The organism is Cyanobium sp. PCC 7001, assembly GCF_000155635.1.
Lineage (GTDB): Bacteria > Cyanobacteriota > Cyanobacteriia > PCC-6307 > Cyanobiaceae > NIES-981.
Genome location: NZ_DS990556.1, coordinates 1079536 through 1101881 on the forward strand (window position 1 = coordinate 1079536; position 22346 = coordinate 1101881).

General features: G+C 70.1%; 24 protein-coding genes and 1 pseudogene. 9 read left to right on the forward strand and 16 right to left on the reverse strand.

Annotated features, from left to right (window positions below; translation table 11 throughout):
• Positions 1-89 precede the first annotated feature (89 nt).
• The 3 genes from recR to CPCC7001_RS05255 all read left to right on the forward strand — a co-directional run bounded on the left by recR (position 90) and on the right by CPCC7001_RS05255 (position 2571).
• A complete protein-coding gene (gene recR / locus CPCC7001_RS05245) occupies positions 90-668 on the forward strand; it encodes a recombination mediator RecR (RefSeq protein ID WP_043368640.1) in 579 nt (192 codons plus the stop codon).
• Between the two features lie 111 nt (positions 669-779).
• A complete protein-coding gene (gene lipA, locus CPCC7001_RS05250; protein ID WP_006909269.1) occupies positions 780-1724 on the forward strand; it encodes a lipoyl synthase in 945 nt (314 codons plus the stop codon).
• Between the two features lie 511 nt (positions 1725-2235).
• Positions 2236-2571, forward strand: a complete 336-nt coding sequence (locus CPCC7001_RS05255) for a hypothetical protein (protein ID WP_043368641.1) — start codon at positions 2236-2238, stop codon at positions 2569-2571.
• Positions 2572-2574: 3 nt separating this feature from the next.
• Here the strand turns inward: CPCC7001_RS05255 and CPCC7001_RS05260 are convergent, their stop codons facing one another.
• Entirely contained in the window at positions 2575-3273 is a 699-nt protein-coding gene (locus tag CPCC7001_RS05260) for a type 1 glutamine amidotransferase domain-containing protein (RefSeq protein ID WP_006909513.1), read from the reverse strand.
• Between the two features lie 170 nt (positions 3274-3443).
• Here CPCC7001_RS05260 and CPCC7001_RS05265 point away from each other — a divergent pair, with 170 nt between their 5' ends.
• The gene (locus tag CPCC7001_RS05265) at positions 3444-4028 is read left to right on the forward strand and encodes a hypothetical protein (protein WP_043368642.1); all 585 of its coding nucleotides are present in this window, start codon (positions 3444-3446) and stop codon (positions 4026-4028) included.
• Positions 4029-4055: 27 nt separating this feature from the next.
• On the opposite strand, the gene CPCC7001_RS05270 is transcribed toward CPCC7001_RS05265, so the two are convergent.
• The 13 genes from CPCC7001_RS05270 to lysA all read right to left on the reverse strand — a co-directional run bounded on the left by CPCC7001_RS05270 (position 4056) and on the right by lysA (position 14715).
• Positions 4056-4631 (reverse strand): hypothetical protein, encoded by a 576-nt coding sequence (locus CPCC7001_RS05270; RefSeq protein ID WP_043368644.1) that lies wholly within the window; start codon positions 4629-4631, stop codon positions 4056-4058.
• A gap of 17 nt (positions 4632-4648) precedes the next feature.
• Positions 4649-6037 (reverse strand): glutamate decarboxylase, encoded by a 1389-nt coding sequence (locus CPCC7001_RS05275; protein WP_043368647.1) that lies wholly within the window; start codon positions 6035-6037, stop codon positions 4649-4651.
• Positions 6038-6163: 126 nt separating this feature from the next.
• Entirely contained in the window at positions 6164-6700 is a 537-nt protein-coding gene (locus tag CPCC7001_RS05280) for a GNAT family N-acetyltransferase (protein ID WP_071778270.1), read from the reverse strand.
• Between the two features lie 204 nt (positions 6701-6904).
• The gene (locus tag CPCC7001_RS13995) at positions 6905-7177 is read right to left on the reverse strand and encodes an SDR family oxidoreductase (RefSeq protein WP_071778271.1); all 273 of its coding nucleotides are present in this window, start codon (positions 7175-7177) and stop codon (positions 6905-6907) included.
• 67 nt (positions 7178-7244) lie between these two features.
• Positions 7245-7871, reverse strand: coding sequence for a nitroreductase family protein (locus CPCC7001_RS05290; protein ID WP_006909183.1), 627 nt, complete (start codon positions 7869-7871; stop codon positions 7245-7247).
• 156 nt (positions 7872-8027) lie between these two features.
• Complete coding sequence (locus tag CPCC7001_RS15490; RefSeq protein ID WP_006909478.1) at positions 8028-8177, reverse strand: hypothetical protein; 150 nt, start codon at positions 8175-8177, stop codon at positions 8028-8030.
• 21 nt (positions 8178-8198) lie between these two features.
• Positions 8199-8723, reverse strand: a complete 525-nt coding sequence (locus tag CPCC7001_RS05295) for a hypothetical protein (RefSeq protein ID WP_006910562.1) — start codon at positions 8721-8723, stop codon at positions 8199-8201.
• Entirely contained in the window at positions 8720-9721 is a 1002-nt protein-coding gene (locus CPCC7001_RS05300; protein WP_006911508.1) for a DUF952 domain-containing protein, read from the reverse strand. The genes CPCC7001_RS05295 and CPCC7001_RS05300 overlap by 4 nt, the downstream gene beginning before the upstream one ends.
• Before the next feature lie 13 nt (positions 9722-9734).
• Positions 9735-10679: a rhodanese-related sulfurtransferase gene (locus CPCC7001_RS05305; protein ID WP_006911307.1), complete on the reverse strand. Its 945-nt coding sequence runs from the start codon at positions 10677-10679 to the stop codon at positions 9735-9737.
• Positions 10676-11563, reverse strand: a complete 888-nt coding sequence (gene bioB / locus CPCC7001_RS05310) for a biotin synthase BioB (RefSeq protein ID WP_369699358.1) — start codon at positions 11561-11563, stop codon at positions 10676-10678. Before bioB ends, CPCC7001_RS05305 begins: the two co-directional genes overlap by 4 nt.
• Before the next feature lie 109 nt (positions 11564-11672).
• Positions 11673-12449, reverse strand: coding sequence for an isoprenyl transferase (locus CPCC7001_RS05315; protein WP_006910852.1), 777 nt, complete (start codon positions 12447-12449; stop codon positions 11673-11675).
• A complete protein-coding gene (locus CPCC7001_RS05320) occupies positions 12446-13276 on the reverse strand; it encodes a diadenylate cyclase (RefSeq protein ID WP_006910049.1) in 831 nt (276 codons plus the stop codon). Before CPCC7001_RS05320 ends, CPCC7001_RS05315 begins: the two co-directional genes overlap by 4 nt.
• Positions 13277-13296: 20 nt before the next feature.
• On the reverse strand, positions 13297-14715 hold the full coding sequence (gene lysA / locus CPCC7001_RS05325; RefSeq protein ID WP_006910298.1) for a diaminopimelate decarboxylase: 1419 nt from the start codon (positions 14713-14715) through the stop codon (positions 13297-13299).
• Positions 14716-14831: 116 nt separating this feature from the next.
• On the opposite strand from lysA, the gene rimI reads away from it, so the two are divergent.
• The 5 genes and pseudogenes from rimI to CPCC7001_RS05350 all read left to right on the forward strand — a co-directional run bounded on the left by rimI (position 14832) and on the right by CPCC7001_RS05350 (position 20865).
• A complete protein-coding gene (gene rimI, locus CPCC7001_RS05330; RefSeq protein ID WP_071778272.1) occupies positions 14832-15332 on the forward strand; it encodes a ribosomal protein S18-alanine N-acetyltransferase in 501 nt (166 codons plus the stop codon).
• A gap of 175 nt (positions 15333-15507) precedes the next feature.
• Positions 15508-18039, forward strand: a complete 2532-nt coding sequence (locus tag CPCC7001_RS05335; protein ID WP_006910091.1) for an ATP-dependent Clp protease ATP-binding subunit — start codon at positions 15508-15510, stop codon at positions 18037-18039.
• 95 nt (positions 18040-18134) lie between these two features.
• Positions 18135-19311, forward strand: a pseudogene (locus tag CPCC7001_RS05340) (iron-containing alcohol dehydrogenase).
• A complete protein-coding gene (locus tag CPCC7001_RS05345) occupies positions 19308-20237 on the forward strand; it encodes an alpha/beta fold hydrolase (RefSeq protein ID WP_006909623.1) in 930 nt (309 codons plus the stop codon). Before CPCC7001_RS05340 ends, CPCC7001_RS05345 begins: the two are co-directional and overlap by 4 nt.
• The gene (locus CPCC7001_RS05350; protein ID WP_043368650.1) at positions 20230-20865 is read left to right on the forward strand and encodes a DUF2993 domain-containing protein; all 636 of its coding nucleotides are present in this window, start codon (positions 20230-20232) and stop codon (positions 20863-20865) included. The genes CPCC7001_RS05345 and CPCC7001_RS05350 overlap by 8 nt, the downstream gene beginning before the upstream one ends.
• On the opposite strand, the gene CPCC7001_RS05355 is transcribed toward CPCC7001_RS05350, so the two are convergent.
• Positions 20862-21707, reverse strand: coding sequence for a phosphatidate cytidylyltransferase (locus CPCC7001_RS05355; RefSeq protein WP_006909037.1), 846 nt, complete (start codon positions 21705-21707; stop codon positions 20862-20864). The two genes, CPCC7001_RS05350 and CPCC7001_RS05355, sit on opposite strands and share 4 nt — an antisense overlap.
• Entirely contained in the window at positions 21704-22333 is a 630-nt protein-coding gene (cbiT, locus tag CPCC7001_RS05360; protein WP_006909456.1) for a precorrin-6Y C5,15-methyltransferase subunit CbiT, read from the reverse strand. The genes CPCC7001_RS05355 and cbiT overlap by 4 nt, the downstream gene beginning before the upstream one ends.
• Positions 22334-22346 lie beyond the last annotated feature (13 nt).

The following is a 22346-nucleotide window of genomic DNA, read 5'->3' on the forward strand; positions in this document are numbered from 1 at the left end:
GCGGCGCCCCCTCCGCACACGGCCCCTGGGATGCCCCGCCTAGAGTCTGATCACCTGCGCTGGCCCCCCTGAGCGGTTTCACGCGCCCGCTGGCCCGGCTGATCGAGCAGTTCGAGAGACTGCCCGGGGTCGGTCCCCGCACCGCCCAGCGGCTCGCCCTGCATCTGCTGCGCCAGCCCGAGGAGCAGATCCGGGCCTTCGCCGATGCGCTGCTGGCCGCCCGCAGCCAGGTGGGGCAATGCCAGCGCTGTTTCCACCTCTCCGCCGAACCGCTCTGCGAGATCTGCCGCAACGAGGAACGGCGCAACGGCCAGCTCTGCGTGGTGGCCGATTCCCGCGATCTTCTGGCGATGGAGCGGACGCGGGAGTTCCGAGGGGGCTACCACGTGCTGGGCGGACTGATCTCCCCCATGGACGGCATCGGTCCGGAACTGCTGCAGATCCAGCCCCTGGTGCAGCGGGTGGCGGCCGACGGCGTGGAGGAAGTGATTCTGGCGCTCACACCGAGCGTGGAGGGGGACACCACCAGCCTCTACCTGGCCCGTCTGCTCAAACCCTTCACCACCGTGAGCCGGATCGCCTACGGCCTGCCGGTGGGCAGTGAGCTGGAGTATGCCGATGAGGTGACCCTGGCCCGGGCCTTCGAAGGGCGGCGGCAGGTGGAATGAACCCCACAGCGCAGGCCGCCCAGCCCCATCGCCCCAGGCCAAGCCAGGCTCCATCACCGTCTCCGTCTCCGGCGGCCCCTCCCGTGATCGTCCCGTGACCTGTCCACAGCGATGAGCCCCGCCTCCAGCCGCGGAAGCACCAGCCGCTACAGCGCGATCCCTCCGGCCGAACGGCTGCCGGAGTGGCTGCGACGGCCGGTCGGGGAGGCGTCCCGCCTGGAGGCGGTGCAGGGGGTGGTGAAGCAGCAGCGGCTGCACACCATCTGCGAGGAGGGCCGCTGCCCCAACCGCGGGGAGTGCTACGCCGCCGGCACCGCCACCTTCCTGCTGGGCGGACCGATCTGCACCCGCAGCTGCGCCTTCTGCCAGGTGGAGAAGGGCCTGGCCCCGGTGCCGGTGGATGGGGGCGAGGCCGAGCGCGTGGCCGAAGCGGTGGCCAGTCTGCAGCTGCGCTACGTGGTGCTCACCGCCGTCGCCCGCGACGACCTGGTCGACCATGGCGCCGGCCTGTTCACCGCCACCATGGCGGCGATCCGGCGCCGCACTCCGGCGGTGGCGATCGAGGTGCTCACGCCGGACTTCTGGGGCGGCAACGCGGATCCGGTGGCTGCTGTGCGAGCCCAGCGCCAGCGGCTGGCCAGCGTGCTGGCCGCCGCGCCGGTGTGCTTCAACCACAACCTGGAGACGGTGGAGCGGCTGCAGGGGGAGGTACGACGCGGCGCCACCTACCGGCGCTCCCTGGGGCTGCTCGCGGCGGCCCGGGAGCTGGCGCCTGAGATCCCCACCAAGAGCGGCCTGATGCTGGGTCTGGGGGAGAGTTTCGAGGAGGTGGTGGCCAGCCTCCAGGACCTGCGGGCCGTGGACTGCCAGCGCCTCACGCTGGGGCAGTACCTGCGGCCGTCGCTGGCCCACCTGCCCGTGGCCCGCTACTGGCGGCCCGAGGAGTTCGAGCGGCTGGCGGCGGTGGCCCGGGATCTGGGCTTCGCGCAGGTGCGCAGCGGCCCTCTGGTGCGCAGCAGCTACCACGCCGGCGAGGACGACACCCCTGCCCCCTGAGCCGTTCGGGCCGACACGGAATTCCGGCATCAGAGTGAAGTTGACGAGATGTTGACGTTGAACGCCAACGTTCAGCAGCACGAAGAAGCCATGGCTAGGTTTCAGTTTGGATGGGTGCTCGATGGCCAGAATCTTGCACAACCAATCTTGGTCAACCAACTTGGTCAACCAATCGTGTTCGTCCAATCGTGCACAACCGCCGGATCAACAGGCTCCATCGAACCACTTGATCCATCATCCGTACTCAGCATCCGGACTGACCAGCCTGATCCAACAATCTGACCGAACAGCCTGACCGATCTGACCAATCTGACCGAACAGCTTGTCCCAGCCGCCCTTGATCAAGCTGCCCGATCACCAACCATGATCATCGATCGCCTGGAATGCCACTGGAAAGCCAGCACCATGAAGGATTCATCCTGAACTCACTGCAGCGTTGCCTGGCGTTGGCGCTCAGAGAGCCCTGGCACCCGCGGCGACGATGTTCTGTTCGCTGAGACGGGGATCGGTGATGACGTGGCTGAATCTGAGTCCAACGGCCCTGATGCTGCTCGGCGGCGTCATCCTCACCCTCGGTGATCTGGCCATCAAGACATGGATCATCCAGCAGAATCGCCCCGCCTTCTGGCTGGGCATGGCCATCTACATGGCCGGCATGGCCGTGCTTGCCCACACCTTCCGCCACCGCAACATCGCGACGGCATCGATCATCTGCGTGGTGTTCAACGTGATCACGCTGATCATCGCCACACGCTTTCTCTATGGAGAAACCATCAGCCGCCAGCAATATCTGGGCATGGGCGTGGGTGTGATGGCGATCGTGATCCTGGAAATGGAGTCGTCCTGAAGTTCAGGCCCGCGCCGCCATCCCGGCCTGCAACCGCTCCAGCAGGGCCCGGGCCGCCGGATCGGAGGAGGCGGGATTCTGGCCGGTGATCAACGGCCCGTCCTCCAGCACGTGGGGCTGCCAGTCCGCTGCAGCGGCGTAACGGCCCCCCAGAGCCTTCAGTCTGTCCTCCACCAGGAAGGGCACCACCTCGGTGAGCCCCACGGCCGCCTCCTCGCTGTTGCTGAAGCCCGTCACACGGCGCCCCGCCACCAGCGGTTCACCTGCCGGAGTGGTGGCCGCCTGGAGCACCGCAGAGGCATGGCATACGGCCGCCACGGGTTTCCCCTGGGCCACGAAGGCCTCGATCAGGGCGCGGACGGTGGGGTCGTGGGCCAGGTCCCAGAGGGGACCATGGCCTCCGGGAAAGAACACCGCCTCGAAGCTGTCGGCCCGCACCTGCGCCAGGGGCAGCGTGGCGGCCAGGGCCTCCTGAGCGGCAGGGTCGGCCTGGAACCGCCGGGTGGCATCCGTCTGGAAGTCGGGGGCGCTGCTCTTGGGATCCAGTGGCGGCTGGCCGCCCAGGGGCGAGGCGAGGGTCACGACGGCGCCGGCATCGCGGAGCACGTAGTACGGGGCGGCCAGCTCCTCCAGCCAGAACCCGGTCGGCTCGCCGGTGTCTCCCAACCGGTCGTGGGAGGTGAGCACCATGAGGATGCGCATCGACAGGATCTCCTGCAGGACTCCTTCCTCGGCGCACCCTACCGGCTCTGGCTCGGGGCCCTGATCGGAATCCTGATCGGGGGCCGTGCAGAGGTTGGCGGAACGTGCAGACGCTGTTGGTGCTCGGCTCGGGCCGTGGCTAGGTGTGGGGGCGTTGCTCCTTCTTCAGCATGAGCCTCTCGGCGGTTGAGTGCCCCAATGGCGTCTGCCACAGCTTTCATGGCGGTCACACCGTGGCCCGCACCGATCTGGATGACAGTCTTCAGCGCCACGGCCGCGACTGGTGCGAGCGCCTGGCCGAGCGGGTCTACGAACTCTCGGTGGACAGCTTCAGCCAGAGCGTGACCCCCCACCTGCACCAGCCGGGCTGGCAGCGCCGCCATCTCGACTGGGAGTTCCGGCTGCAGGGGGAGGAGGCCGAACCGGAGCGCACGGTGGTGGACGGGGCGATCAACGCAGTGGAGAGCTTCCTGCGCAGCCATGAGGTGCAGCGGCTGTTCGTGCGGGAACTGGTGCAGGGCACCCTGGCAGCAACCGGCTCCAACGGCTCGCTGCGCGCCCAGGTGCTGCAGCAGCTGATCGAACGGGAGCTGCTGGTGCTGCTGAAGGAACAGCGCGACGACCTGCTGGACCGCGTGGCGGTGGCCATGCTCGAGGAGGGCGATGGCCAGTTCGAAACGGTGCGGGCCCTGGCGGGCGAATCGCTGGACCAGGTCGAGCACCTGCTGCTGAACCACGCCGAAGCCTCACGCTGAGTCCAGGCCCTGCGGCCGCAGCCCCGCTCAGGGCGCCGCCGCCTGGAGCAGGGCGGGCCCGTCGGCCTGGAGCAGGGCCGCTTCCATGGCCGCGGCCTGCCGCGGCACCCAGGCCCCCAGCTGCGCGGCCGCCTGGGGCCCATAGAAGCGGCGGCCGTAGATCAGGCCCACCCCCTGGCCCTGATGCAGGAGCAGGCGAGTGGCGGCGAACTCGCTGAAGCCGGGCCGCTGGAAGCGCGCCACGATCAGGTGTTCGGCAGGCTGCCCGGCCTTGCGGGGCAGGGAGGCGGTGCGCAGGATGCGGGCTCCGGCCTGGCGATAGGCGGCCAGCACGTGGTTGGCGTGGGCCGCCAGCTGCTCTTCGGCCGTGATGCCGGGGTACCGCCACAGTGTGACCATCTCGCTCCAGCGGCGCAGATCCTCCTGGCCGGCTGGGGTGAACTCGTGCTGTCCCGCCCTCGCCCAGCGCAGCCAGTAGCGCTGACCGGCCAGGCTCAGGGATGGAGTCCCCTGGTTGCCGCTGCCGGCGGGCTGGGCCCCCGCCAGGGGGCACGCCAACCCGGCCACCAGCAGCACAACCAGCGGCGTCACAGCCCGCCCCATGGCCCGGAGCCCCCGGCTCACAGGTGGTTGTAGGAGGCCGCTTCGGCGGCGGAGAGGGGCACCGCCCGGGGATGACGGCTGAGGTGCTCCACCGCCTGACGGATGTCCTGCAGCAGCAGGTCCGCCATTTCCCGCGTGAAACCCCGCTTGACCAGGATGCGCTGGAAGGGGGTGGCGGCGAGGCTGCCCGTGAACGGATAGGCAGGCACCTGCCAGCCCCGCACCCGCAGCCGATCGGCCAGGTCGTAGAGGCTGAAGCCCGGATCCTGCCCCGGCGCCAGCCGCCACACCACGGCGGGGATGCCGCGGTGGGGGTTGCCATCGTGCAGCACCTCGAACAGCGGCATCGCCTGCAGTGCGGAGGCCACCACCTGCGCCACGGCGTGGGACACGGCATGGATGCGGCGGTACCCCTCCCGACCCAGCTGCACGAAGGTGAAGTACTGGGCGATCACCTGACCGGCGGGCCGGGAGAAATTGATCTGGAAGGTGGGCATGTCGCCACCCAGATAGCTCACCTTGAACACCAGCTCGCTGGGAAGGTCGCTCGCCTGCCGCCACAGCACCCAGCCCACCCCCAGGGGGGCGAGGCCGAACTTGTGGCCCGAGGCGTTGATCGACTTCACCCGCTCCAGCCGGAAATCCCAGGGGGGCAGGTGGGGAGCGGTGAAGGGCGCCAGAAAGCCCCCACTGGCCGCATCCACATGGATGGGAATGTCGAGGCCGGAGCGCTGCTGCAGGCCGTCGAGGGCGGCACTGAGGCTGGCCACATCCTCATAGAGCCCGTGATAGGTCACCCCCAGGGTGGGCACCACCATGATCGTGTTCTCATCCACCTGGCTGAGCACGTCCTCCGGGGTGAGGCAAAGCTTGCCGGGCTCCATGGTGATCTCGCGCAGCTCGATGTCCCAGTAGCGGGCGAACTTGTGCCAGCAGATCTGCACGCTGCCGCACACCATGTTGGGGTTGTCCGTGGGCCTGCCGGCGGCCTGCTGGCGGGCGCGCCAGCGCCACTTCGCGGCCATCCCACCCAGCATGGCGGCCTCGCTGCTGCCGATGGTGGAGCAGCCGATGGCGCCGGCCGGGGCATGCCAGAGGTCAGCCAGCAGGGCCACACAGCGGCGTTCCAGCTCCGCCGTCTGCGGGTACTCGTCCTTGTCGATCAGGTTCTTGTCCATGGCCAGATCCATCAGGGCATGCACCTGGGCGCCCTCGGTGGTCTGGCAGAAGGTGGCGAGGTTCTGCTTGCTGTTGCCATCGAGCAGCAGCTCGTCGCTGATGATCTCCGCGGTGGCCGCGGGCTCCTGGCCGTGCTGGGGGAAGCGGTCGCGGGGCAGGGGGCGGGTGGACTCCTCGCTGTGAAGCACCGCGTCAGCGCGGTTGGGATGCGTGAGGTGCAGGGCCATCCGTCCGCGGGGGATCCACTGGCCTCAAGCTATGCAGACCTGCCCGATCCGGCCGTGGGCAGGGCCGGCCTGCCGCCTGCTGGATTGCGGGCCATCGGGTATTGGCCCCGGGAGCCGCTGCCCTGCTCACCAGACCTCCGCTCTGCAGAGAGCAGGAACACAGCTTGAACACCCTGGGATCGGCGGGATCGGATCGCCCGACAGAGACTGAACCATCCAACCTTCCGGCTGGGACAGGGGGAAAGGAGCTGGCACCCTGCTCGCGTCAACCGGAGCGAATCCGACCTTCCCGTAGAAGCGGGGATCGCCGTAGGTGAGCACAAGCTCGATGCCGTCGCGCTTCAACACCGCCAGACCGTGCCGGATCAGGCTCTGACCGAGGCCCCGGCGCTGATAATCGGTGCGGATCGCCACCGGAGCCAGCAGGAACGCCGTGATGGCGCTCTCGAACCTGATGCGCGACAGGATGATGCTGCCGACCAGTTCGTCCTGGTCTCGGGCAACGAAGCCATAGAGGTCGGAGTGTGGCGTGCTCCTCAGGAGTTCTCCGGCCAGGGCACCCACAGCCCGTCCCTCAGCCTCGCCTTCTGAATCGGAAAACGTTCTGACGAATAGCTGCTCCACCGCATCGGCATCGCAGCGATCGCAGGAGGAAATGGTCATGCTCATGACATGACCACGACGGGATCACCATCGCCCAACGCCTCAATCCTTGTTGACAACTTCTTGTCGACTGCCGACTTCATACCACCAACCATCTAGAACGTTTTCACGATCGCGCCGCCGTCCACGACAAGAGCCGTGCCGGTGATGGAGCTGCCGGCCTCACTGACGAGAAGCAGGGCGGGCAGCACCAGTTCGCGGGGTTCATTCACCCCAGCGACCCAGAGCGGTTCGCTCGGCGAAGCGGTCCAGGGCCTGCTCGCTGAAGTTCACGGCCGACAACGCCGTGGCAATCGGTCCGGGGGCCAGGCAGTTCACTGTGATGCCGAACGGCCCGAGTTTGATGGCATTGGCGCGCGCCAGCCCAAGCAGGGCACTCTTCGTGGCTGAGGGCACACGTCGTCCGGCAACCGATGTGAACGCGAATAGAGAGGACGTGTCGATGATTCGCCCCAAAAGGCGCTCTTCCAGCAGCATTGTTGAGCAGCACGGCGACGCGGCCGCTGAGGTCAAACAGGCCTGACATGGGGGGAGGCGCTGGGCCCTACGTCGTCGTGGCGGACGCGGAAAAACCGTTCTCCACGACCAGCTCCTCCAGCGGCAGCTGGCCGGGCTTGGGCCAGGGCTCCTTGGTTCCCCTGCCGATCGCCACCATCGGGCCCATCACATGATCGGGAGGCAGCTGGATCAGCTCGGCCACCTTCTCGATGTCGAAGCCGATCATCGGGCAGCTCTGGTAACCCATGCCGGTGGCCGCCAGCATCAGGGTCTGCATGGCCAGGCCGATCGAGCGCTGGGCCTCATCGCGCTGCAGCCACTCACGGCCTTCGTGGAACGGACCCATCCACCCCACCAGCAGTTCGGCCACCTCCCTGGGGGCGTTGGCCCAGTAGCGCTCGGGGTTCTTGGCAAAGGCCTTCACATCCGCCGTGAACAGCACCAGCAGCGAGGCGTCGGTGATCTGGGCCTGGTCGTTGCCGTGATCCCGGCGGATCCTGGCCCGCAGCTCCGGATCGCGCAGGATCACGAAGCGCCAGTGCTGGATGTTGAAGCTGGTGGGGGCCTGGATCGTGGCCTCCAGCAACCGGCGCTCCTCCTCGGCGCTGAACCGGTGGCTCGGATCGAACTGCTTCACCGAGCGCCGCGCGTCGATCGCCTCGATCACATCCACGGGATCACATCCACTTGGTCACACCCACTCAATACCACCGCTATCGCCTCTTGCCACCATTGCCATCGCTGTCGTCAGGGCTCCCCACCAGCAGGTCGCATCCAACCCAGGACCGGGCGGCCGCAGCGATCCAGGTCGTAGCGCCGCAGATCCTGATCAGGGCAGGGTGAACCCCGAGGTGTTGAGGTGCTTGAGATCGAGCATCACCACGGTGGACCACACCACCACGGCCAGGCCCGCCAGGGAGCCCAGCACCACCAGAACCCTGATCAGGCCCGCCTTCAGGGCATCGCTGTTGTTCGTCACCGGCCAGGCGCGCAGGGACGTTCACTGTGTCACGCCACACCGGAGCCCCAGGCGTCGGCCGCTGCGGGCCAGCCCCTCGGCGCAGCTGCCCTGCATCAGCAGGCCGGCACCGCCCCACACCAGCCTGGCGGGCAGATCGGCCGGGCCGGCTCCGAGCTCCCGCAGCGGCCGGAACCCCAGCTGACGGAAGTAGCGCACCAGCCGGCGATGCTGGCGGTCGCCATCGCGGATCGCCAGCAGCCGGGCCTGCCGGCAGGGCGTTCTCTCCAGCGCCCAGGCAAAGGTGGCCGCCCAGATCAGTGCCCCCACCGCCGCGGTGCGTTCGCCCTGCACCCGCATCGTGTCCAGCCGCAGCCCATCCGCCACGGGCAGGGCCCAGCCCTTCAGCTCCCCCAGCAGGATCAGCCTGGAGTCCTCGCGGCGGGCCACCCCCGCCCGCAGGCTCCAGGCCACGCCGCCAGGACGCCCCACCTGCAGGCGCAGCAGCAGCTGCCGCCGGCCCGCCTCCTGCTCGATCTGCTCGAGGCTGGGGGCGGCAGGGCTCATGGCTGGAGGGGTTCGCGGCGCCAGGGATCGGCCCGCAGCACCGCCTCCAGCGGCAGCGGACCATAGAGGTGGGGGAAGAGCTCCGAACCGCCGGGGGCGGGCTCGGCCCGCACGGGCACGCCTGCCTCCTCCAGCCGCCGGGGATCCAGGGTGAGCAGCACCAGCGGGCCTGCATCCCGGAAGAAGCGCTCCGCCGTGGCCTCCACCTGGTGGGCGTAGCTGGCGTGGATGAAGCCCACCTCCTCCAGCGCCAGGCCGCGGGTGGAACGGGCATACATCCCGGCCTGGTGCGCCTGGCGCCACTCCGGTTCCAGGGCCAGGTGATAGAGCCAACGGGGCGAGCGCCAGGGCCGGCGTTCGGCCCAGGGCGAAGCCATCACCGCCGCCAGCTCGGGGCCCTGCAGGAATCGGGCCAGCCAGGCCTGCAGCACCGCCAGATCGGATCGGGCATCAAACCCTTCCGGGTCGGCCAGGCGGAACTGGCGCACGAAGGGCAGCAGGGCCCAGTCGGCCAGGCTGGGACGCGGGCCCAGCAGCCAGCCACCGCCCTGCAGACGCCGGTTCCAGCCGCTGAGGATCCTCAGGGCCTCCTGGCGATGCTCCGTTCGCCGCGCGTCCCCTTCCGCGCCGAAACGGCTGGCGTACTTGGTGCGATCGAGATGGTGCTTGAAGGGTCCGTCGTTCTCGGCGATCAGCGCCTCCTGCTCGGCGGCCGCAGCATCGCCACCGGACGCAAGCCAGCCATGGGGATCGCGGCGGGCCAGGGCCCAGCGCATGATCGCCAGGCTCTCCTCGAGCACTGCCCCCGAGGGCTCCACCAGCACCGGCACCGTGCCCTTCGGCGACGCCTCCAGCAGCTCCGGAGGCTTGCTCCCCAGGCTCACCTCCCGCAGCTCCAGACCGCGGCCCGGCCGCAGCCCCGCCGCCGCCAGGGCCAACCGGGCGCGGATGGCGTAGGGACAGCGGCGAAAGCTGTAGAGCTGGAGCTGGGCCGTCACGGCAGGGGCACGGTCATCGCTGCGGGAAGGCCCGGCCGAGGTGCGCCTCACCACGCCTGCGGGCCAGGGCCATCTGCTTCTGGCGCTCGGCGAAGCGGGCTCGGTCGAGGGGTCCCCGCTGCCCCTCGCAGTGGCGGCAGCTCACCCCCTCCACATAGCTGGGCAGCTGGCGGTCAGCGGGGGTGAGGGGACGGCGGCAGGCATGGCAGAGGCGGGCCTCACCCGGCTCGAGCCGGTGGTTCACCGCCACCCGCTGGTCGAACACGAAGCACTCGCCCTGCCAGCGACTGCCGGCCTGCGGCCGCTCCTCCAGGTAGCGCAGGATGCCGCCATGCAGGTGATGCACCGCCTCGAAGCCCTGCTGCAGCAGGTGGGCCGTGGCCTTTTCGCAGCGGATGCCGCCGGTGCAGTAGAGGGCGATCGCCTCGGGGCGCTGCTGGTCCACCAGGGGCTTCAGCTCCCGCTCCACCCAGGCGGGGAACTCCCGGAAGCTGGTGGTTCCGGGGTCGATCGCCCCCTCGAAGCGGCCCAGCGCCACCTCGTAGGCATTGCGGGTGTCGATCACCAGGGTGCGGGGATCGGTGATCAGGGCATCCCACTCCTGCGGATCCACATGGGCACCCACCGCGGTGGCGAGGTACGGCTGCAGGGCCGGGTCCCCCATCGTGACGATCTCGCGCTTGAGCCGCACCTTGAAGCGGTGGAACGGTTGCACCGGTGCCGCGGCCCGCTTCTCCCGCAGCGCCGCCAGCCTGGGATCGGCGCGCAGCTCCTGCAGCAGGGCCTCCACCCCGGCCTCAGGACCACTCACGGTGCCGTTCACCCCTTCGGGAGCCAGCAGCACCGAGCCCTTCACCCCGGCCTCCTCACCGCAGGCCAGCAGGCGCCGCCGCAGGGACGGCAGCTCCGCCGCCGCAAACGGGGCGAAGCGGTAGAACGCCGCCACCCGCAGGCTCACGCCGCCACCTGCACGCCCGCTGCGGCCAGCAGCTCCCGGTCGGCCGCCGCCGCCGGGTTGGCGGTGGTGAGCAGGGTGTCGCCGTAGAAGATCGAGTTAGCCCCGGCCAGCAGGCAGAGCACCTGGGCCTCCCGGCTCATCTGCTCGCGCCCGGCGCTGAGCCGCACCCGGCTGTGGGGCATGAGGATGCGGGCGGTGGCCACCATGCGCACCAGCTCCAGCGGATCCACCGCAGGCTGGTCTTCCAGAGGGGTGCCCTCCACCGCCACCAGAGCGTTGATCGGCACGCTCTCAGGATGGGGATCGAGCGTGGCGAGCACCTGGAGCAGGCCGGCCCGGTCAGCCACCCCCTCGCCCATGCCGATGATGCCGCCACAGCAGAGGGTCACCCCGGCACGGCGCACCCGGGCCAGGGTTTCGAGCCGCTCCTGGTAGGTGCGGGTGGTGATGATGCGCGCGTAGTGCTCGGGGCTGGTGTCGAGATTGTGGTTGTAGGCGGTGAGGCCCGCCTCCGCCAGCCGGGCCGCCTGGGCATCGGTGAGCATCCCGGCAGTGACGCAGGCCTCCATCCCCAGCTCGCGCACGCCCCGCACCATCTGCAGCATCGCCTCGAACGGGGCCCCATCGCGGATCTCACGCCAGGCCCAGCCCATGCAGAAGCGGTGGGCGCCGGCATCGCGGGCCGCCCGGGCCCGCGCCAGCACCGGTTCCACCTCCAGCTCCGGCCGGCCGCTCATGTCGCTGCTGTGGTGCATCGACTGGGGGCAGTAGGCGCAGTCCTCCTCGCAGCCTCCGGTCTTCACGCTCAGCAGGGAGGCCAGCTGCACCCGGTAGCCGGGATTGGCGGCGCGGTGCACCTGCTGGGCCTGCCAGAGCAGGTCCATCAGCGGCAGCTCCAGCAGGGTCTGGATCTCGGCGCGGGTCCAGTCGTGCCGCGTGGCAGGGCGGGTGGTCAAAGCGGAAGGCAAGGGGGGTAGGGGAGGGCCGGGCCCTTCAGCAGGCCGGGTCGACACCGCCGAAACGACGCTGACGGTTCTGATAATCCAGCAGGGCCGAGAGCAGGGCTTCGGCGTTGAAGTCCGGCCAGAGCACCTCGGTGATGTGCAGTTCGGCATAGGCCAGCTGCCACAGCAGGAAGTTGCTGATCCGCTGCTCGCCGCTGGTGCGGATCAGCAGATCGGGGTCGAGCTGGCCGGCGGTGTGCAGCTCGGCGGCGAAACAGCCTTCGTCGATGCTGGCTGGATCGAGCTCACCCCGGGCGGCGCGCTCGGCCAGGCGCCGCGCCGCCCGCACCAGCTCCGCCCTGCCGCCGTAGTTGGTGCAGACGTTGAAACGGATGCCGCCGTTCCCGGCCGTGCGGACGGTGGCATCGGCGATCAGATGCTGCAGCCTGTGGGGGAGGGGTTCGAGATCCCCGAGGAAGCTGATGCGCACCTGCTCGCGCTCCAGACCCTCGATCTCACGCTCGAGCACCCGCTCGAACAGGGCCATCAGGAAGTTCACCTCCTCGCCGGGCCGGTTCCAGTTCTCGGTGGAGAAGGCGTAGGCCGTGAGGGCTCCCACTCCCCAGTCGCTGCAGAGGCGCAGGGTGCGCTTGAGGGCCTCCACGCCTTCCCGGTGCCCCATCACCCGGGGCAGACCGCGGCGCCGGGCCCAGCGGCCGTTGCCATCCATGATCACGGCCACATGGGAGGGCAGACGGGCAGGGTCCAGCCCCGCTGGTAACGGATGCTGCTGCCTGGGGGTGCTGGTCGCCAGGGCGCGACTCATCCGCGGGTATCCGGCGTGTCCTTGGCCACGCTACGCCCGCCCGCCAGGGCCAGCGACTGGGTGAGCAGATCGTGAAGGCGGCTGCTGGTGATCGGCCGCTCCAGCCGGCCCTGGCTCGCCAGGGCCAGGGTGCCCGTTTCCTCGGACACCACGATCGCCAGGCAGCGGTCGAAGCGCTCGGTGAGGCCCATGGCGGCGAGATGGCGGGTGCCGTAGCGGTTCAGCCCCTGGCGCGAGAGGGGCAGGATCACTCCGGCCGCCAGGATCCGGTTGCCCTTCACCAGCACGGCGCCGTCATGGAGCGGCGTATCCGCCGCGAACAGACTGAGCAGCAGATCCACCGAGAGCTGACCGTCGATCGGCAGGCCCGGGTTGAGGAAGTCCTCGGGGCGCAGATCGCTGCCGAGATCCACCACGATCAGGGCGCCGCGGCGGGCCTGCGAGAGGCGTCCCGCCGCCTCACTGAGCACCGCCACCGATCCGGAGGCCAGCTGGTCACGCCGGCGGCTGCCGAACAGCACCCCCAGCCGGCCCGTGCCGAGCAGTTCCATCAGGCGGCGCAGTTCCCCCTGCCAGAGGATGGCCAGGGCCAGGCTGCAGGCCAGCACCAGGGCATCCACCAGTTTGGTGGTGAGGGGCAGGTTGGCGTAGCGCTGCACCAGCCACGCCATCGCCACCAGCAGCAGGTAGCCCCGCAGCAACCAGAGCGTGCGGGCCTCGGTGACGCGCCCGAGCACCACCACGCCCAGGGCCGTGGCGCAGACCAGGTCGAGGAGCAGGCGCAGATCAACGAGCCGAAGCCAACCTCCAAGCCACGGCCCGGTCACGCCTGAACCCAATCCTCGGCTCAGATTACCGGCGTGAGGCGGGCGGGCAGCACGTCGTAGCGCAGTAGGTCTTCCGGCTGCTCCCGCCGCTGCACCAGGTCGGCCATGCCGTCATGCACCAGCACCGCCGCCGGCCGTGGAATGCGGTTGTAGTTGGAGGCCATCGAGGCGTTGTAGGCGCCGGTGGCGAACACCGCCAGCAGGTCGCCGCTGGTGGCGGGAGGCAGGGCGATGTCCTTGAGCAGCACGTCGCCCGACTCGCAGTGCTTGCCGGCCACGGTGACCGTTTCGCTGGCCTCGGCGCCGGGGCGGTCGGCCAGCACCGCTGTGTACGGCGACTGGTAGGTGATCGGTCGGGGGTTGTCGCTCATGCCCCCATCCACCGCCAGATAGGTGCGCAGGCCGGGAATGGTCTTGCGGCTGCCCACGGTGTAGAGGGTGAGTCCCGCCGTGGCCACCAGCGAGCGGCCCGGCTCGCACAGCAGCCGGGGCAGCTCGAGGTTGCGGTCGCGGCAGGCCTGGGCCACCGCCCCGGCCACGGTGCGCACCCAGTCTTCGATGGTCGGCGGATCGTCGCTGACCACGTAGCGGATGCCGAGGCCACCGCCCACGTTGAGATCCGTCACGGGGTGGCCGAGGCTGCGGGCGAGCTGCAGGCCGTCGGCCATCACGCCGGCCAGATCGCGATGGGGCTGGAGCTCGAAGATCTGGGAACCGATGTGGGCATGCAGACCCGTGAGGCGCGCCCAGCCGCAGGCCGCCAGGTGCTGAAGCACGGTCTCGAGCTGGTCGGGGTCGAAGCCGAACTTGCTGTCGAGGTGGCCCGTGCGGATGTACTCGTGGGTGTGGCACTCGATGCCGGGAGTGAACCGCAGCATCAGCCGCACCGGCTGCCTCAGCTGCGGGGCCAGCTCGGTGAGCAACTCGATGTCACGCCAGTTGTCAGCCACCACGGTGACGCCGCGGTCGGCGGCCAGGGCCAGCTCCTCGAGGCTCTTGTTGTTGCCGTGGAGCACGATCCGCTCGGGGGGCATGCCGCCCGCCAGGGCCGTGAGCAGCTCTCCCGCCGACACGGCATCGAGGCCCAGCCCCTCCTGGGCCACCAGGGCCGTGATCGCCACGGAGCTGTTCGCCTTGGAGGCATAGAGCGCCAGCGAGGGGCCCGGGTAGGCCTGGCTGAGGGCCCGGCTGTAGGCCCGGCAGCTGGCCCGCAGGGTGGCCTCATCCAGCACATACAACGGTGTGCCGAAGGTGCGGGCCAGGTCGCTGAGCACACAGCCACCCACCTGCAGGCGGCCCTTGACATCCACCTCCGTGGTGATGGGGGTGAGGTTGCGGTTGGGGCTGGCGGGATCCCGACCGGGCTCGAAGGGCTCGGGTCCGGCTGCCTGAACCGGGGGGGCCTCCACCGCGGCGGCGGATTCGCTGGACATCACCATGGGCTTCCGCCGTGCTCGCTCCTGCCCTCAGAATGTACGGAAGTGATGCGCCAGGCAGCGGTCTGGGTGGGAGCGTGCCCACAGGCCATGCGGAAGCGGGCGGGGAGGACGTTGGGGTGAAACCTCTTCAGCCGGCTCTGCAGCCGGGTTCCCTGGGCCCCGATCACCTCGAGGCCTGCCTGGAGCTGGATCAGGCCAGCCTTGATAGGCTCTGGACCCCGGCACAGTGGCGGCAGGAACTCGGCGACGGCCTGCGGCTGAAGCGGGCCCTCTGGCGCGGCCCGCAGCTGGTGGCCATGGCCTGCGGCTCGCTCGTGCTGGATGAACTGCACATCACCCTGGTGGCGGTGCGGCCCTCTCAGCGCCGTCAGGGACTGGGACGCCGCGTGCTGGAGGACCTGCTGCGCGAAGCCCGGCGACGGGGGGCCGGGGCCGCCACCCTCGAGGTGGCGGCCACCAATGCGGCTGCCCTGGGCCTCTACAGCCAGCTGGGATTCCGGATCCTGGGCCGTCGTCGCGGTTACTACCGCGACGGGGCGGACGCCCTGATCCAATGGGCCACCCTGACGGAGTCCGCAGGACACGAGCTGGACAACACGGCTGGACAACACGCCTAAGCAGTGCGGATAACCGCCGTTTTGTATTGCTCAATCGGCTGAATCCGCCGATCTGAGTTGCAATGAAAAGCCGCTCCTGGCCTGCAATCACTGGCTTTTGATCATTGGTCGTCCGGCAACCACACCATCCGTCCAACCCTGATAGGTTGGTTCAACTTGCACCAGGCCCCGCCCCATGTTCGAGCGGTTTACCGAGAAGGCCATCAAGGTGATCATGCTGGCCCAGGAAGAGGCCCGCCGCCTTGGGCACAACTTCGTGGGCACCGAGCAGATCCTGCTGGGACTGATCGGGGAAGGCACCGGCGTCGCCGCCAAGGTGCTCAAGTCGATGGGCGTGAACCTCAAGGACGCCCGGGTCGAGGTGGAGAAGATCATCGGCCGAGGCTCCGGCTTCGTGGCCGTGGAGATTCCCTTCACCCCCAGGGCCAAGCGGGTGCTGGAGCTGTCCCTGGAGGAGGCACGCCAGCTGGGCCACAACTACATCGGCACCGAGCATCTGCTGCTGGGCCTGATCCGTGAGGGCGAGGGTGTGGCCGCCCGTGTCCTGGAGAACCTCGGCGTCGATCTCGCCAAGGTGCGCACCCAGGTGATCCGCATGCTCGGCGAGACCGCCGAGGTGGCGGCCGGCGGTGGCGGCAAGGGCTCCACCAAGACCCCCACCCTCGATGAGTTCGGCAGCAACCTCACCCAGCAGGCGGCCGACGGCAAGCTCGACCCCGTTGTGGGGCGTCAGCACGAGATCGAGCGGGTCATCCAGATCCTCGGCCGCCGCACCAAGAACAATCCCGTGCTGATCGGCGAGCCCGGCGTCGGCAAGACCGCCATTGCCGAGGGCCTGGCCCAGCGCATCAACTCCGGCGACGTGCCCGACATCCTCGAGGAGAAGCGGGTGCTCACCCTGGACATCGGCCTGCTGGTGGCGGGCACCAAGTACCGGGGCGAGTTCGAGGAGCGCCTCAAGAAGATCATGGAGGAGATCCGGGGTGCCGGCAATGTCATCCTCGTGATCGACGAGGTGCACACCCTGATCGGCGCCGGCGCCGCCGAGGGCGCCATCGACGCCGCCAACATCCTCAAACCGGCCCTGGCCCGCGGCGAGCTGCAGTGCATCGGTGCCACCACCCTCGACGAGTACCGCAAGCACATCGAACGCGACGCCGCCCTCGAGCGGCGCTTCCAGCCGGTGATGGTGGGTGAACCCTCCGTGGAGGACACCATCGAGATCCTCCGGGGTCTGAAGGAGCGCTACGAGGAGCACCACCGCCTCAAGATCGCCGACGAGGCCCTGATCGCCGCCGCCACCCTGGGCGACCGCTACATCTCCGACCGGTTCCTGCCCGACAAGGCCATCGATCTGATCGATGAGGCGGGCAGCCGCGTGCGGCTGATGAATTCCAAGCTGCCTCCGGCCGCCAAGGAGGTGGACAAGCAGCTGCGCGCCGTGCAGAAGCAGAAGGAGGAGGCCGTGCGCGAGCAGGACTTCACCAAGGCCGGTGAACTGCGCGACCGGGAGGTGGAGCTGCGGGAGCAGATCCGCACGATCCTGCAGGCCCGCAAGGATGAGGAACCGGCCACTGCCGAAGCCTCCGGCGAGACTCCCGCTCCGGTCGCCACCGACGACGCCGACCGTTCGCCGATGGTGTCGGAAGAGGACATCGCCCACATCGTGGCCTCCTGGACCGGCGTGCCGGTGCAGAAGCTCACCGAGAGCGAGTCGGCCAAGCTGCTCAACATGGAGGAGACCCTCCACCAGCGTCTGATCGGCCAGGACGAGGCCGTCAAGGCCGTGTCCCGGGCCATCCGCCGGGCGCGGGTTGGCCTGAAGAACCCCAACCGTCCGATCGCCAGCTTCATCTTCTCCGGCCCCACCGGCGTCGGCAAGACCGAGCTCACCAAGTCGCTGGCGGCCTACTTCTTCGGCAGCGAGGAGGCGATGATCCGCCTCGACATGTCGGAATTCATGGAGCGCCACACGGTCAGCAAGCTGATCGGCTCCCCCCCTGGCTACGTGGGCTTCAACGAAGGGGGCCAGCTCACCGAAGCCGTCCGGCGCCGTCCCTACACGGTGGTGCTGTTCGACGAGATCGAGAAGGCCCATCCCGACGTGTTCAACCTGCTGCTGCAGCTTCTGGAAGACGGCCGCCTCACCGATTCCAAGGGCCGCACGGTGGACTTCAAGAACACCCTGATCATCATGACCTCGAACATCGGTTCGAAGGTGATCGAGAAAGGTGGCGGTGGCCTGGGCTTCGAGTTCTCCGGCAGCGATGCCGAGGAAACGCAGTACAACCGGATCCGCTCCCTGGTGAACGAAGAGCTCAAGCAGTACTTCCGCCCTGAGTTCCTCAACCGGCTCGACGAGATCATCGTCTTCCGCCAGCTCACCCGCGATGAGGTCAAGGAGATCGCCGAGATCATGCTGAAGGAGGTGTTCGGACGCATGGACGAGAAGGGCATCCACCTCTCCGTCACCGAGGCGTTCAAGGAGCGGCTGGTGGAGGAGGGTTACAACCCCTCCTACGGCGCACGCCCCCTGCGGCGTGCCGTGATGCGGCTTCTGGAGGATTCCCTGGCCGAGGAGTTCCTCTCCGGCCGGATCGGCGAAGGCGATTCCGCTGTTGTCGATGTCAACGACGACAAGCAGGTGGTGATCCTCAAGCAGAACGCCATCCCCGCCATCCCCGAGCTGGCCGGCGCCGGCGCCTGAGTCGCCGAGCCACGCCGGCGGCCCAGCCCCATCCCCCCGCAATGCCACAGGACCCCAGGCCTGAGGCGGAGCGGGGGGATCTTTACACTTGAGCCATGCCCCAGCGTTCCAGGCGCACGGCCGGCCAGTCCGCCACCCACACCCCACAGCAGGCAGCGTCCCCCAACGGTCAGACCCACCACATCGCGCCGGCGGCGGTGATCCGAGGCGAGGGGGCCTGGCGGCGCTCCCTGCCGCGGATCACCGCCCTCTGCCAGCGGCCTCTCCTGCTCGGCCGGGGGGAAGCCACCGCCCCGCTGCGGGAGCAGCTGGCCAACGACCTGCGCCAGGCCGGGCTGGAAGCCCGCCACGAGCGGCTGCAGTGGGACTGCTGCGAACCGGACCTGCAGCGGCTGGGCGCCGCCCTCTGCAATCCGGCGGGTGGGCCGCCGCTGGATGCCGTGATCGCCTGCGGCGGGGGCAAGGTGCTCGATGCCGGCAAGCTGCTCGCCGATCGGCACGGCCTGGCCTGCATCACCGTGCCCACCAGTGCCGCCACCTGTGCCGGCTGGACCGCGCTGGCCAACATCTACAGCCCGGAAGGGGCCTTTCTGCGGGATGTGGAACTGCGGCGCTGTCCGGAGCTGCTGGTGTTCGACCACGCCCTGGTGCGCACGGCCCCGCCCCGCACCCTGGCCAGCGGCATCGCCGACGCCCTGGCCAAGTGGTACGAAGCCTCGGTGAGTTCCGGGGGCAGCAGCGACGGGCTGATTCAGCAGGCGGTGCAGATGGCCCGGGTGCTGCGCGACCAGCTCCTGCTCGATGCCGAAACCGCCCTGGCCGATCCCGCCAGTGAGGCCTGGGTGCGGGTGGCCGAAGCCAGCGCCCTCAGCGCCGGCCTGATCGGCGGCCTCGGCGGTGCCCGCTGCCGCACCGTGGCCGCCCACGCGGTGCACAACGGCCTCACCCAGCTGGCCGCCAGCCACGGCGCCCTCCACGGCGAAAAGGTGGGCTTCGGCATCCTGGTGCAGCTGCGGCTGGAGGAGGTGCTGGGGCAGAACCAGCTGGCCGGCCAGGCGCGGCGCCAGCTGCTGCCACTGTTCGAGCGCCTCGGCATTCCCCGCAGCCTCAACGCGCTGGGGCTGGGCCACACCACCCTGCAGAGCTGCAGCAGCCTGTGATTTCGCCTGCGCCCCCGGCTCCGACCTGCATCACCTGCCCTTCCCGGTGGCCAGCGGCGATCTGCTGGCCGCTCTGGTGAGCACCTGCAGCGGCGAGCGGAGGCCGGCGTGATCCGCCACCAGGCCAGCCGCGAGCTGGTGGATCGGGCGGCCCACCGGCTCCTCGATCCCCTCGGCCGCAGTCTGGCCGGGGCTGTGCAGTGGTGGCCGCTGGAGGGCTTCGACGAGCTCTGGCCCGTGGCGGTGCTGGGGGAGGGACCGCCCGTGCTGCTGCTGCACGGCTTCGACAGCTCCTTCCTGGAGTTCCGCCGCCTGGCTCCGCTGCTGGCAGAGCGGCACCGGCTGATCATCCCGGACCTGTTCGGCTTCGGCTTCTGCCCGCGCGATCCCCAGGCGGCGTATGGCCCCGCCGCGGTGCTGGCCCATCTGGAGGCCCTGCTCGATGGGCTGGAGGCCCGGGGGCTCGCCGGTGAGGGGGAAGCGGCCCAACCCCTGGGGCTGATCGGGGCCTCGATGGGAGGCTCGGTAGCCGTGGAACTGGCCCGGCGCCGGCCTGGCCGCTTCAGCAGGCTGCTGCTGCTGGCTCCAGCCGGTCTCACCGGCCGGCCGATGCCGCTGCCACCGGTGCTCGACGGGCTGGGCGTGCGCTTCCTGGCCTCGCCTGGGGTACGGCGCGGACTCTGCCGCAGCGCCTTCGCCCAGCCCGATCGGGATGTGGGCCCTGCCGAACTGGAGATCGCCTCGCTGCACCTGGCCACGCCGGGATGGGGCGAGGCTCTGCGGCGCTTCGCCCGCTCCGGCGGTTTCGCCGGTTGCGGACAGCCGCTGCCGCCACTGCCGATCCAGGTGCTGTGGGGCGCCAACGACCGCATCCTGCGCCCACCCCAGAAGCGGGCGGCCCTGGCCCTGCTGGGCGAGCGGGTGCAGGAGCTGGCCGACTGCGGCCATCTCCCCCACATCGACCAGCCCGAGCGGGTGGCCAGCACCTGGCACAGTCCCGACCCGGCGCCAGCCGCCGTGGCCGCCGGGCATGGCTGAGGCCGGCCTGCGGCGCAGCGGCCCGGCCCTGCAGCTGCTGGCGGCGGCGCTGCGCCTCTGGATCCGGCAGCAGTGCGACGCCATCGACCAGCTGGAGCTGGCCCTGGACGGATCGGCCCTGCAGCTGCTGCGGGGCCATCTCGAGGGCGTGCGCCTGCAGGCCAGGCGGGTGCGGTACCAGGGGCTGGAGCTGGAGAGCGTGACGCTGCGGAGCGAGCCGATCCAGGTGCAGCTGGGCCAGGTGCTGCGGGGACAGCCCCTGCAGCTGGATCACCCCTTCGGCATCCGGGGCCTGGTGCAGTTCAGCCCGGAGGGGCTGGAGCGGTCGCTGGCCCAGGAGTCCTGGCGCCCCCTGGCGGTGAGCCTGTCCGAGACGCTGCTGGGCAGCGAGCCGCCCCTGCAGGTCACGCTGCTGCCGCCCGACTCTCTGGTGTTCAGGAGCCATGCCGCCGCCCCCGAGCGGGAGCTGGAGACCCGGCTGCAGGCGGAGCAGGGCAGCATTGCCCTGAGGCGCGCCGACGGCACCACCGCCCTGCTGCTGCCGATGGATCCGGCCATCACCATCGAGCGCGCCGCGGTGGAGGGCGGGCTGGTGGTGCTGGAAGGAGCAGCCCTGGTGACGCCCTAGGCGCCGAGCAGCGGCAGCACCAGCGTGACCAGGGAGTACACCACCGCCGGCACGAACAGGTAACTGTCGATCCGATCGAGGATGCCGCCATGGCCCGGGATGGCGTCGCCGGAGTCCTTCAGGCCCGCGTCCCGCTTCATCATCGATTCGGTGAGATCCCCCACCAGGGCGAAGAGGGCCACCACGGCGCCCAGGCCGGCGCCGATCAGCCAGCCCCAGCTCCAGCCGATCCAGGTGCCGCCCACGGCCCCCACGGCCATGGCGCAGCCCACCCCGCCCAGGGCGCCCTCCACGGTCTTGCCGGGCGAGATCGGCGACAGGGGCCGCCGCCCGAAGCGCCGGCCGATGGCATAGGAGCCGATGTCCGTGGCCACGATCAGGAAGCAGGCCAGCAGGGTCAGGGCCAGGCCGGACTCGGGCAGATCGCGCAGCTTGATCCAGTGGCTGGGCAGGAAGCCCAGGTAGAAGAGCCCGAACACCGACGCCGCGATGTCGGCGATGGTGCCGGTGACCGGCTGCAGCAGCAGCCAGCCGCAGATCACCGCGCCGGAGGCCGGCAGCACCGCCGCCGCCACGTCGCCCGCCAGCCAGCTGCCGCCGCTGGCCAGCTGGGTGGTGACCAGCAGCAGCTGCACCGCCACCAGGGTGGTCTTGGTGGCGGGCCGGATGCCCTTGAACTGGGCCATGCGGAAGAACTCCAGCAGGCCCAGGTGCACGATCACCCCCACCGCCACGGTGAACCACCAGCCGCCGAGCATCACCACCACGAAGCCGAAGGCTCCGGCGGCCCAGCCGCTCACCAGGCGGGGCAGGGACGTGGTGGTGCGGGGCTGGGGGATCACGGCCGCTCCGCCGCGATCAGGAACAGGGGCTCGGCGGCGGCCAGCTTGGCCTGGCTGCCGCGTCGCTGCATGCGGTGCACGGTGGCCTGCACCACCTGCACGTCGCGGGCCGCCAGCTGTCCGAGGGTGTCGGTGGCATCCACCAGCCCCTCCAGGCTGGCGGTGCTGATCACCAGCCTGCCCTCGGGCTGGAGCACCCCCCACACCTGCCGCAGCACATCGCCGAGGGGGCGGCCGACCTCCAGCAGCACCCGGTCGGGGGCGCCCGGCAGGGCGGCCAGGTCCTCCGGCGCCGCCCCGGCATGGATGTGGAGATTGGTGATCCCGAAGCGCTGGCGGTTCTGCTCCAGCAGCGCGATCGCCTCGGGGTCGCGCTCGAGGGTGTGCACCTGGCCGCGGGGCATGAGGCGGGCGATTTCGAGGGCCAGGGCGCCGGTGCCGCCGCCCACATCCCACACCAGCGAATCAGCCCGGGGCCGCAGGTGGGCCAGCAGCATCACCCGCAGTTCCATCGGGGTGGGGCTGAACCCGGGTGCCGCGTCGAAGGCCCCATCGGGCAGGCCGGGGGTGACGAAGTCCCATTGGTAGGGCGGGGTCGAGGACGCAGCGCTGGGGTCGTCGATCACCGGCCAGGACTTC